This is a genomic window from Nonomuraea cypriaca, from assembly GCF_015645445.1.
Classification (GTDB): Bacteria; Actinomycetota; Actinomycetes; order Streptosporangiales; family Streptosporangiaceae; genus Nonomuraea; species Nonomuraea cypriaca.
In genome coordinates this window covers 1-11,853 of record NZ_JADOGI010000289.1, presented here as the reverse complement: position 1 = coordinate 11,853, position 11,853 = coordinate 1, and the positions used below count along the sequence as shown (strand labels likewise).

The window sequence follows — 11,853 nt, the reverse complement described above, 5'->3', positions numbered from 1 at the left end:
TCACGCTGTTGAGCTGGGACTTTACTGGTCCGAGCAGCGTCGCAGCCACCAAGCTCGAGCACGCAGGCACCACTTCAAGCGGCACCTGCGCCTACAGGTCCTACAGATCTAGCTATGTAGTACTAGCCGGTGCCGCTCACTGTGACTGTCCGTGAGTGCGCCGCTATCGGTGAAATCACCGGTCTCGGCAGAACGTCCTCTTTCAGCGGCGACATGTGCGCGTAACACTGAGAGGCGTGTCCCCGGGTCATGATCCTGCGCGCGTGCCCTTGCTGCGTGGTCGCGGCGAGGTGGAGATCGTTCTGTCGCGACTGCTCGACCGCGCCCGTGCCGGTTCCGGCGGGGCGTTGCTCCTGGCCGGAGCGCCGGGCATCGGCAAGACCGCGCTGCTCGACCTGGCCGCCGTGCGGGCGGCTCCGGGGTTCCGGGTGCTGCGGGTGTCGGGGGTGGAGTCGGAGTCGCGGCTCCCGTACGCCGGGCTGCACGGGCTGCTGCGGCCGGTCGCGGCCGCCGCCTCCGCGTTACCCGGGGCGCAGGCGCGGGCCATGATGGCGGCACTGGAGTCCGGTACGGGCGGGGACGGGCTCGCCTTACCCGCCGCCGTACTCGGGCTGCTGTCCTCCGTGGCCGCCCACCAACCGGTCCTGGCCTGCGTGGACGACGTGGACCGGCTGGATCCGGCCAGCCGCGAGGCGCTCTCGTTCGTGGCCAGGCGGGTCGCGGGCGAGCCGATCGCCCTGCTCTTCACGGCCCGCGATCCGGTCCGCTCGCCCGGCGGGCTCGACGGGGTGCCGGTCCGGGCGCTGGACGGGCTCGATGAGGTGGCGGTCAGGGAGCTGGCCGGGGACCTCGCCCCCGGGCAGGTGGCGGAGGACCTGCTGGCCGCCCTGGACCAGATCGCCCGAGGCAACCCGCTGGCCCTGCGCGAGCTCATCGGCGCACTCACTCCGGACCAGCTGGCCGGCCTGGCCATGCCGCCCACCGCCGTACCCCGGGGCGGGCGGTTGTGGCGCGAGCACGCGAACCGGCTGGCCGACCTTCCCGGCGAGGCGCGGCGGCTCCTGCTCCTGATCGCCGCCGATCCCGGCCTGGACGTGACCACCCTGATCCGGGCGGCCGAGCCAGGGTGCGCGCTGGCGGCGCTGGAGCCGGCCGAGCACGCGGGCATCCTGCACTCCACCGGCGACCGCTTCGACTTCCGCGAGCCGGCCATGCGGGCGGTGACGTACTACGGCGCGTCCCTGTCCGAACGCCGCCGCGCCCACCGCCTCCTCGCGACCCTCCTGCACGACGACTCCCTCGACGCGGCCCTCCCGCACGACGGCCCCCTCGACGCGGCCCTCCCGCACGACGGCCCCTTCGACCCTCCGGCGGACGGCCCTCCGGCGGACGGCCGGAGCCACCAGCCGGACGCGGGCGCGCCGGGCGGCGCGGGTGGTGGCGCGGGCGGTGGTCAGGGTGAGGGGGATCCGCGGCGGTTGCGGCGGGCGTGGCATCGGGCGTGCGCGCTCGACGGCCCCGCCGAGGAGCTGGCCGACGAACTGGCCGCCGCGGCACTGGCGACGCGGCCGCTCGGCGGGCACCCGGAGCCGTACCTGGCGCTCGAACGGGCCGCCGACCTCACCGGACGCGGCCCCGCCAAGGCCGAGCGGCTGGCCGCCGCGGCCAGGCGCGCCTGGATCTCCGGACGTCCCCAGGTCGCCCGCTCCCTCCTGGCCAGGCTGCGCTCGCTGACCGCCCCAGGGTCGCTCGGGGAGTTACGCGGCCACGTACAACTTCTGCACGGCAGCCTCGAACTGCTCGGCGGCGAGACCGGCAGCGCCCGCGAGGAGCTGCTGTCGGCGGCCGGCTGGCTGCTGGACAGCCACCGCATGCTGGGGGTGCGCGCGCTCGTCAGGGCCGCCGACGCCAGCTACCGCGCCGGCGACAACCGCGCGTTCATCGCGATCGCCCGCCAGGCCGCCGCCCTGCGCCGCCCGGACGAGACGGTGACCACGCAGCTCATGTTCGAGTACCTCGACGGGATGGCCTCCACCTTCAGCGGCCTGCACCAGGAGGCGGCCGGCCCGTTGCGCCGCGTCGTGGAGCTGGCCGGCTCGGTACGCGATCCCGCCGTGCTGGTGTGGGCGTGCGTGGCCAGCATGCTGCTCGGCGAGGACGCCACGGCGCACCGCCTGTCGGCCCGCGCGGTCGAGACCGCCCGCGTACGGGGCGCCGCCTCCGCCATGCCGCAGCTGCTCGAGTACACGATCTATCCGGAGATCTGGATGGGCCGCTACACGTCGGTGGCGTCGACCGCGGCGAAGGGGTTGCGCCTGTCGCAGGAGACCGGCCAGCTCAACACGGCCGCCCAGCACCTCGCCTGGCTGGCGATCACCGCGGCGGTCGAGGGCGACCAGGAGACCTGCCGGGTACGCGCCGACGCCGCCGTCGACCTGGCCGACGCCCATGACCTGGGCATCGCGGGCGCCATCGGCAACTGGGCGCTGGCGTACCTGGACCTCGCGGCCGGACGTCCGGCCGACGCCGCCAACCGGCTGCGCGCCGAGCGGCGCCACAACCACGTCGTCATCCGCGTCATGGCGACGCCGCACCTCATCGAGGCGTCCGCGCGCACCGGCGACCACGACCGCGCCAGGTCGGCGCTGCGGGTGCTCGAACGCTGGGTCGGCAGCACGCGCAGCCCCGACCTGCGCGCGCTGGTGTCCCGCTGCCGCGCGCTGCTGGCCGCTCCCGGCGAGGCTGAGGAGCTGTTCAGGGAGGCGCTCGAGCTGCACGGGCAGGGGTTGTGCGAGTTCGAGGCGGCGCGTACCCGGCTTCTGTACGGCAGCGCGCTGCGCCGCGACCGCCGCCCGGGCGCGGCCAGGAACCACCTGCACACGGCGCTGGAGACGTTCCAGCGGTACGGGGCCCGCCTCTGGGTCGAGCAGGCCAGGAACGAGCTGCGCGCGTCCGGCGAGCCGGTCCGCCCGGCCGGTACGGCGACCACCCGCCAGCTCACCGCCCAGCAACTCCAGATCGCCCGCATGGTGGCCGAGGGCGCCACCAACAAGGAGGTGGCCGAGCAGCTCTTCCTGAGCCGCCGCACCATCGAGCACCACCTCAGGAACATCTTCACCAGACTCGGCATCCGCTCCCGCGTCGAACTGGTACGCCTCATGTCCTGATCGAAGGACCGGTGATTTCACCGATGCACGGCTGACTGCGCATCCGAACAATGGCCACAGACAGCAGTCACCCCCCTACGAGCAGGGAGTATGACGACGTGCAGCTCTCCACCCCCCAGCGCGGCGCGCGAACGTTCACCAAGCTCGCCCTCACCCTCGCACTGATCGGCGGCGGCCTCGCGACCGCCACCCCCGCCCAGGCGGCCGGCTTCGAGCGCGGCCCCAACCCGACCAACGCCTCATTAGAAGCCGGCCGCGGCCCGTTCGCGACCTCGCAGACGAGCGTCTCCTCGCTGAGCGTCAGCGGCTTCGGCGGCGGCGTGATCTACTACCCGACCGACACCAGCCAGGGCACGTTCGGCGCGATCGCCATCTCACCCGGGTACACCGCCAGCTGGTCCAGCCTCGACTGGCTCGGCCCGAGGATCGCCTCACACGGCTTCGTCGTGATCGGCATCGAGACGAACACCCGCTACGACCAGCCCGCCAGCCGGGGCCGCCAGCTCCTGGCCGCGCTGGACTACCTGGTCGAGGACAGCTCACTCACGGTCCGCAGCCGCATCGACGCCTCCAGGCTCGCGGTGGCCGGGCACTCGATGGGCGGCGGAGGCACACTGGCGGCCGCGGAAAGCCGTCCGTCGCTGCAGGCGGCCGTGCCGCTCGCGCCCTGGCACACGGACAAGACCTGGTCCGGGATCCGCGTGCCCACCATGATCATCGGTGGTGAGAGCGACAGCGTCGCCTCGGTGTCGACGCACTCCCAGCCGTTCTACGAGAGCATTCCGTCGTCGTCGGAGAAGGCGTACCTGGAGCTGAACGGCGCCAGTCACTTCTTCCCGCAGACCACCAACACCACCATGGCCAAGTCGATGGTGGCCTGGCTCAAGCGGTTCGTCGACGACGACACCCGCTACGAGCAGTTCCTGTGCCCGCCGCCCAGCGGACTGGCGATCGAGGAGTACCGTCACACCTGCCCAAGCTCCTAGATCGCTTCCCACAGCCGATGGCGGCCGCCCGCGAGCGGCCGCCATCGGCTGTATTCACCTCGCTTCGCGAGGCGGCCGCAGGCATCCCGTTGACGGGTGGTTGTCCTCTCCACGCCCATGGGCGTGCGGTTCCTCAGACATCCGTAGCTTTCCGTAACCGTTGCCAGCTTTCTCCGACCCGCGATCTGGTCAGCTGAGAAAACAGTTCGATCATGTTGATGAGCAGCGGCTACGCTTGCGGGCGTCTCGCATCCCTTTTCGCTGATTCCGGTGCTCCCACGGAACGGCGACAGAACAAGAGCAGAGCATGGAGGCGGCTGTGGCGATGCCCAAGAAGGGCTCACGGCTCATCACCGTCGACGGCACCATCTACCGCTGGCGTGTCCGGCACAAGCCGACCTACTGCCAAGGCAACGGCTGGACTCCGCTCAGCTTCGCCGTCGAGCGAGCCGAGAAGCCGGGACGCGTTCTTGTGGTGACACTCCCCTGCGCCCGGCCGGACAACTGGCTGGGAGAGCGAACGATCGCGATCCATCCCATCCTCGTCGTGGGATGCATCCGGCGGGCCGTCAAACAAGGTTGGGAATCCGGACAACCGGGCTCAGCCTTCACCCTCACCATCACCGAGGACGAACTGGCCGAACTCCTTGGCGAACCACCTCAATACCTGATCCCCTTTTCTCTGGGGCATGATCCCCGAAGGTGGCGGCATCGAAGACCTCCCTCGATGCACTCAGATTTGGAGCCGAGACAAGCCGAGCACCGACCAGGCACCTTCTGATCCATAGGGCAAGGCAGACGCCTTGTCGATCAGTCTGGGCAGGCTCAGACCCCGTCACCCCCGCGTCGCGGCTGTCAGACTGGACAGCATGACGAACAGTGCCGCCGACGATGCAGTGTCACCCGATGGTCTTACCGTCGGGGCCACGGCATCGCTTGTCGGCGTGACCGTCCGAACTCTCCACCATTGGGATGCGCTGGGGCTGGTCCGTCCGTCCGGGCGCACCATCGGTGGCTACCGGCTCTATTCAGCAGCCGACGTCGCCCGCATCCACAGAGTGCTCATCTACCGCGAACTCGGCCTGCCCCTCGACGGCATCGGTGAACTTCTCGACGCCCCGGCGATCGACGCGACCGTGGCGCTGCGGCAACAGCGCGCACAACTCGTCGAACGCATCTCCCGCTTGCAAGGGATGGTCAACGCGATTGACCGCATGATCGAGGCCACAAGCGCCGGTATCCTGCTCTCTGCCGAGGAACAAGTCGCGATCTTCGGCAAGGACTGGCAACCGTCATGGGTCGCCGAAGCACGCGACCGTTGGGGTGACACGGCTCAGTGGGCGCAGTACGCCGAGCGTACGGCGGGCAGGACAGCCGAGGATTGGCGGCAGATCGCGGAAAGCATCTCAGCTCTCAACGATGACCTGGCCGCCGCGAAACGCGCGGGCGTCAGTCCAGGAAGCGCCGAGGGGAACGCACTCGCCGAGCGGCACCGGGCATCGATCGGCACCTATTTTTACTGCACCCATCCCATGCACGTGTGCCTGGGACGGATGTATGTCGCCGACCCCGGTTTCGCGGGCTACTACGACGCCATGGAGCCCGGCCTTACCCTGTGGCTACGCGACATCATCGACGCCAACGCCCGCGATCGGGGCATCGACCCCGAGACCGCGACCTGGACCTGACGCAGTTCCCCGGGCGCCGCGCGCCACGCCATCCGTCGTCCGATGGCCGGTCGGCACCCGGGCGTGGCCGCCAGCGTCAAAGGCCGTGTCCATGCCCACATGATGCCCGGCTCCCATGCCCGCGCCCGCAAGGCCATCGACAACCTCGCCCGCACAAGGTCGCAGAGGCTACTTGGCCAGGTGGCGGCTGATGACGAGGCGCTGGATCTGGTTGGTGCCCTCGAAGATCTGCATGATCTTGGCCTCGCGCATGTAGCGCTCGACGCGGAACTCGCGTGTGTACCCGTACCCGCCGAACACCTGCACCGCGTCCGTGGCGACCTGCATCGCGAGGTCCGTGGCGACCAGCTTCGCCACGCTCGCCTGCCGGCTGTACGGCAACCCCGCGTCGCGGCGGCGGGCCGCGTCCAGGTACGTGGCCCGCGCGCTGTCCACGCCCGCCGCCATGTCCGCAAGCATGAAGCCGACGCCCTCGTGATCGATGATCTTCTTGCCGAACGTGTGCCGCTCCCGTGCATACGACACGGCCTCGTCAAGCGCGGCCTGCGCGAGACCGGTGGCGCAGGCGGCGATGCCGAGCCGGCCGGAGTCGAGCGCGCTGAACGCGATCTGCAGCCCCTGCCCCTCCTCACCGACCAGCCGGTCGGCGTCCAGGATGGCGCCGTCCCAGTGCGCGCTGGTCGTGGGCACCGCGTGCAGCCCCATCTTCCCCTCCGGCCGCCCGAACGTCAGCCCGTCGGCGGCCCCCGGCGCCAGGAAGCACGAGATGCCCCTGCTGCCCTCGCCCGTCCGCGCGAACAGGGCGTAGAAGTCGGCGATGCCGCCGTGCGTGATCCACGCCTTGTTGCCGGTGATCCGGTAGCCGGTCTCGACCCGCTCGGCCTTGCACGTCAGCGCCGCGGCGTCGGACCCGGCCTGCGGCTCGGACAGGCTGTATCCGCCGATCAGGCGCCCGGCCAGCATGTCGGGCAGCCAGCGGTCGCGCTGCTCGGGCGTGCCGTACGCGGCCACGGGGAAACACGCGAGGGTGTGCACGCTGGTCGCCACCGCGACGGCCGCCCACCGCATCGCCAGCTCCTCGATCACCTGCAGGTACACCTCGTACGGCTGCCCGCCACCCCCGAACTCCTCCGGGTACGGCAACCCGAGCAGCCCTGCGGCGCCCAGCGTGGCGAACAGCCCCTCCGGGTACGTCTCGGCGCGCTCGTGCTCGTCGACCCGCCGCGCGAGCTCCTTGTCGGCGATCTCGCTGGTCAGCTCGATGAGGTCCTTGGCGTCCTGGTCGGGCAGCAGTCGGTTGACGGTCACGGTCACTCCTGGCTCAGGCGGGGTGCGGGGCGGGCTCGTCCAGCCGCGTCATGGCGGTCCTGGCGCGTTCGCGGAACTCGGCCACGCGGGCGAGCTTGATGTCCTCGTACCCCCGGATCAGCTCGGGCAGGCCCGCGAGCTCCTCGAGGGCGGCGGCGTTGGCGGGGGTGAGCCTGGTCAGGGCGGTACGCACAATTTCACGGTACTCGGTGACGAGCGCGCGCTCGACGCGGCGTACCTCTGCGTGGCCGAACAGGTCGAACGCCGTCCCGCGCAGCACCCGGGCGGCTCGGAGCCCGCGGAACAGGGGGCCGGCCGAACGGCGCAGCCTGATCTTGCGCTTCATGCCCATCGCGCGCAGCAGCGGCGGGTGCAGCAGCACCGACACGACCGCGTCCGCGCCGTACTCGCGCTCCCGCCTGGCGGTTTCCACCGGGTCGAGGTGCAGGCGGGCGACCTCGTACTCATCCTTGTAGGCCATGAGCTTGTGCAGGCCGCGGGCGTAGGCGAGGGCGATCCCCGCGCCCGCCGCCGCGCCCGCGCGCTCGGCCGCGACGGCGCACACGTGGCGCACGTCCGCGGCGTATGTACGGGCGTAGGCCGCGTTCTGGTAGCCGGTCAGGTCCGCGACGCGGGTGGCGATCACCTGCTCCAGATCCGTGGCAGGCTCCGGGGCGCCGGAACGTACCGTGTCCGTGGCGGGCTCCGAGGCGCCGGGGACGGCGGAACGTACCCCGTCCGGGTCGGCCACGGCGGCGCGGCCCCAGCGGAAGGCGGCCAGGTTCTGCTCGACAGCGGCCTTGTTGAGCGTGATGGCCCGCTCAATGGACGCGGCGGACACCGGCAGCAGGCCGTGCTGGTACGCGGCGCCGATCAGCAGCAGGTTCGCCGGCATGTGGTCGCCGAACAGGGCTTCCGCCAGCTCGTGCGCGCCCAGGCACACGACCTTCCTGGTGGCGGACTCGACGCGGGACACCGCGGCGGCGTGCCCGGGGACCGGCACGCGACCGGTCACCATGGCGGCCGTGGGCACGATGGAGGTGTTCAGCACGGCGACCGTGCGCTCGGGAGAGGCGACCGCCAGGTTCCCGTCGGCCGCCGCGCCCAGCAGGTCGAACCCGATGAGCACGTCGGCGGCGCCGCTCGAGGCGCGTACCGAGCCGTCGAGCGGACGCGGCGAGATCCGCACGTCGCTGACCACCGGCCCACCCTTCTGCGCCAGGCCCGTCTGTTCAAGCCCCGCCGCGTACAGCCCCTCGAGGTGGGCGGCCATCTGCAGGATCTGCGAGACGGTGACGACGCCGGTGCCGCCGATGCCGGGCATCCTGATCAGCGCCTCGACCGGCCGGTCGGCGGGCTCCGGTGGCCGCGCGGGCGGCGGCGGAGCCTTCCTGGCGGGCTTGGTGCCCGGCTCGACCAGCAGGAACGACGGGCAGTCGCCCTTGAGGCAGCTCAGGTCGGAGTTGCAGGAGGCTTGGTGGATGCGGGTCTTGCGGCCGTACTCTGTCTCGACCGGCTGTACGGACAGGCACGTCGAGACGTCGCCGCAGTCACCGCAACCCTCGCAGACCCGCTCGTTCACCACGACCCGCTCGACCGGGGTGGGCAGTTTGCCGCGCTTGCGCAGCCGCCGCTCCTCGGCCGCGCACCGGTCGTCGTGGATCAGCACGGTCACGCCGTCGAGCGCGGCCAGCTCCTTCTCGACCTCGGCGAGGTCGTCGCGGTGCCGTACGGAGGCGATCCCCGCCAGCCGTACCCACCGGTACGTCTCCGGCTCGGGCGTCGTCACGACGACCCGCCGCACGCCCTCCACGGCCAGCTCCCGCGTCAGCGCGGGCACGTCGAGCCGCCCCTCGGCGCGCTGGCCGCCGGTCATGGCGACGGCGTCGTTGTAGAGCAGCTTGTACGTCATCGTCACGCCCGCGGCGACCGCGGCGCGGATGGCCAGGGAGCCGGAGTGGTGGTAGGTCCCGTCGCCGAGGTTCTGCACGAAGTGCCGATCCCCGGTGAACGGCGCCAGCCCGATCCACTGCGCCCCCTCGCCGCCCATCTGGGTCAGGCCGACCTGGGTGCCGCGCCCGTGGCCGTCCAGCGCGATCATGGCATGGCAGCCGATGCCGACGCCGACCAGGGTGTCGTCGGAGGTGCGGGTGGAGGTGTTGTGCGGGCATCCCGAGCAGAAGTACGGCGTGCGCGCGGCCACCATCGGCAGCAACCGCCTCCTGCTCCCGGTGGAGAGCTGGGCGTTCCCCGTGGAGGGCTGGGCGTTCCCCAGAGACAGCTGGGCGGCCGGGGGCCTGGGCAGCCGGTCGGCGCCCAGGCAGGACGCGATCGCGCCGGCCACGTCGTCGGCGCCGAGAGTGCCGCGGGCGGTGAGCAGTTCGCGTCCCGCCTCGTCGAACCGGCCGACGACGACCGGCGTGTGCTCGCCGCCGTACAGCGCCTGCTTGAGCCCGCCCTCCAGGAACGGCACCTTGTCCTCGACCACCAGCACCCGGTCGAGGCCGGCCGTCATGGCCGCCAGGTCGCCGGACGCGAGCGGGAACGGCATCGCCAGCCTGATCAGCCGCACCCCGAGGGCGTCCCTGGCCGCCTCGTCCAGGCCGAGGTCGACGAGCGCGCGCAGGACGACGGCGTACGTGGTGCCCGAGGCCATGATGCCCAGAGCGGTGTTGCCCGATCCGGACATCACCCGGTTCAGGCCGTGCGTACGCGCGTAGGCGCGGGCCAGGTCGAGCCGGCGGGTGAGCAGGTCGTGCTCGGCGTCGAGCGCGGCCGGGCCGAGCAGGACGGCCGGCGAGCCGCCGCCGGCCCGCTCGGGAACCGGGATCCCGGCGCGCAACGCGCCGAGGTCCACCGTGGCGGAGGCGTCGGCGATGTCCGCGACGATCTTCAGGCCGGTCCACAGGCCGGTGGCGCGGGACAGGGCGACCGCGTGCAGGCCGAACTCGATGATCTCGCCGACCGAGCCGGGCGCGAGCAGCGGCATGCCCAGGCTCTGACACATCGGCTCGCACGAGCTGGGCAGGGTGGAGGACTTGCAGCCGGGGTCGTCGCCGATCCAGGCGACCGCGCCGCCGAGTGGGGCGGTGCCGGCCGCGTTGCCGTGCCTGATGGCGTCGGCGGCCCGGTCGAGTCCGGGGTTCTTGCCGTACCAGAAGCCTGTCACGCCGTCGTGGCTGCGGCCTGGCAGCTGGCCGAGCAGTTGCGTGCCTGCCACGGACGTGGCGGCGAGTTCCTCGTTCAGGCCGGGCTGGAACACCACGCCGGCCGGCTCCAGGAACCGGGCCGCGCGCCCCATCTCCAGGTCCACGCCGCCCAGCGGCGAGCCCTGGTAGCCGGAGACGAACACCCGCGTGTCCAGGTCGCGCGCCTGATCCAGCCGCCGCTGTTCCAGCGTCAGCCGGACCAGGGCCTGGATGCCCGAGATGAGCACCTGGCCGTCGAGTGCCGTGTACTTGTCGTCGAGCGACACATGGGCGGGAGTCACGGGGACCTCCTGGCTTCGTACGTAGGATTCCCAGCACAGCAACGCGGGGAGGACATACGCAAGTATTAGATGAGAAAGTAGGTCGAAGACGCAACTAATGAGAGTGATCGGGCGCGTCAACCCCTGATCTTTGCGCCCGAAGGAGGGGTTCTCACATGCCTGACGTGGACGACGTCGATCATCAGGTGCTGCGGCTGCTGCGGGAGGACGGGCGCAGGACGTTCTCGGAGATGGCCGAACAGGTCGGGCTGTCGGTGGCCGCGGTCAAGCGGCGGGTCGACCGGCTCAGGGACATCGGGATCATCACGGGGTTCACCGTACAGATCGACTACGCCCGGCTCGGGTGGGGTATCGAGGCGTTCACCGAGCTGCGCTATCCAGGGACCACGCCGGTCAGCGAGATCGTCCGCACCGCCACGGACGTGCCCGAGGTGCAGGCGGTGTTCACCATCGCCGGGGATCCGGACGCGCTGATCCACGTACGCGTGCGGGACCTCGGTCATCTCCAGCAGGTCATCGACCGTCTCCGCCGCGCCGGGAACGTCACCGGCACGAAGACGCTCCTCGTGCTCGGCTCCTGGACCAGAGACGCCCTCGCGCCGCGTCCCAGGTGACCCGGCCCCCCGGCGCGACCCCGCCGGCGTCCACCCGGTGTGCCCGCCTTCAGGACGGCCGGTGTGGTCGTGGCGTGGCCGCCGTCAGGCCGAGGTGCGCTCGGCGCGGTCGTGGCGTGGCCGCCGTCAGGCCGAGGTGCGCTCGGCGCGGTCGTGGCGTGGCCGGCGTCAGGGTGTGCGGTCGGTGTGGTCGCGGCGGGAGAAGAAGTTCACGAGCAGGCCGATGGCGAACAGCACCGCCACGCCGAGCCAGAACACCCACATCGACACCCCGGTCATGGGGAGCGTGTCGCGGTGGTGCTCAGGCGGTGGCACACCGCCGCCTGGTGCCGGCCCCGGGCGCGCGTCGGCGCCCGTGATGTTCGGGTACGGCTCATTCCCCGCTTCTGGTCCTTCACCACGCCTTTCAGCACGCCCTTCGCCGCGCTCCTCATCGTGGACTTCGCCGGATCCTTCGCCCGGCCCCGCACCGGGCCACTCCTCGAAGCCCTCAGCGGGTGCTTCGTCCGGCCCGTCGCCTGGCCAGGGCGCCGTGTACGGGCTCGGGGTGGGGCTCTCCGCCGGGCTCGTCGCGGGAGCGGGGTCCGTGACGTCGGGGGT

General features: G+C 71.7%; 7 protein-coding genes and 1 pseudogene. 5 read left to right on the top strand and 3 right to left on the bottom strand.

Features of this window, described 5'->3' with window-relative positions; translation table 11 throughout:
* Positions 1–263 precede the first annotated feature (263 nt).
* The 4 genes from ITP53_RS49075 (at position 264) to ITP53_RS49060 (ending at position 5,841) form a co-directional block, all read left to right on the top strand.
* Positions 264–3,167 (top strand): helix-turn-helix transcriptional regulator, encoded by a 2,904-nt coding sequence (locus ITP53_RS49075; RefSeq protein WP_195902361.1) that lies wholly within the window; start codon positions 264–266, stop codon positions 3,165–3,167.
* A 50-nt stretch (positions 3,168–3,217) separates the two neighbouring features.
* Complete coding sequence (locus ITP53_RS49070) at positions 3,218–4,153, top strand: alpha/beta hydrolase family protein (protein ID WP_195902360.1); 936 nt, start codon at positions 3,218–3,220, stop codon at positions 4,151–4,153.
* A gap of 319 nt (positions 4,154–4,472) precedes the next feature.
* Positions 4,473–4,934, top strand: coding sequence for a hypothetical protein (locus ITP53_RS56610; protein ID WP_207757518.1), 462 nt, complete (start codon positions 4,473–4,475; stop codon positions 4,932–4,934).
* 88 nt (positions 4,935–5,022) lie between these two features.
* The gene (locus ITP53_RS49060) at positions 5,023–5,841 is read left to right on the top strand and encodes a MerR family transcriptional regulator (RefSeq protein WP_195902359.1); all 819 of its coding nucleotides are present in this window, start codon (positions 5,023–5,025) and stop codon (positions 5,839–5,841) included.
* Positions 5,842–6,009: 168 nt separating this feature from the next.
* Here ITP53_RS49060 and ITP53_RS49055 read toward each other — a convergent pair whose 3' ends face one another.
* Positions 6,010–7,149 carry an acyl-CoA dehydrogenase family protein gene (locus tag ITP53_RS49055; protein WP_195902358.1) on the bottom strand — a complete coding sequence of 380 codons (1,140 nt, stop codon included), beginning with the start codon at positions 7,147–7,149 and terminating at the stop codon, positions 6,010–6,012.
* 13 nt (positions 7,150–7,162) lie between these two features.
* A complete protein-coding gene (locus ITP53_RS49050; RefSeq protein WP_328818290.1) occupies positions 7,163–10,639 on the bottom strand; it encodes an indolepyruvate ferredoxin oxidoreductase family protein in 3,477 nt (1,158 codons plus the stop codon).
* Positions 10,640–10,794: 155 nt separating this feature from the next.
* Between ITP53_RS49050 and ITP53_RS49045 the strand changes: the two genes are divergently transcribed.
* Positions 10,795–11,253, top strand: a complete 459-nt coding sequence (locus tag ITP53_RS49045; RefSeq protein ID WP_195902357.1) for an Lrp/AsnC family transcriptional regulator — start codon at positions 10,795–10,797, stop codon at positions 11,251–11,253.
* Positions 11,254–11,421: 168 nt separating this feature from the next.
* Here ITP53_RS49045 and ITP53_RS49040 read toward each other — a convergent pair.
* A pseudogene (locus tag ITP53_RS49040) lies at positions 11,422–11,853 on the bottom strand (hypothetical protein); the annotation flags it as partial.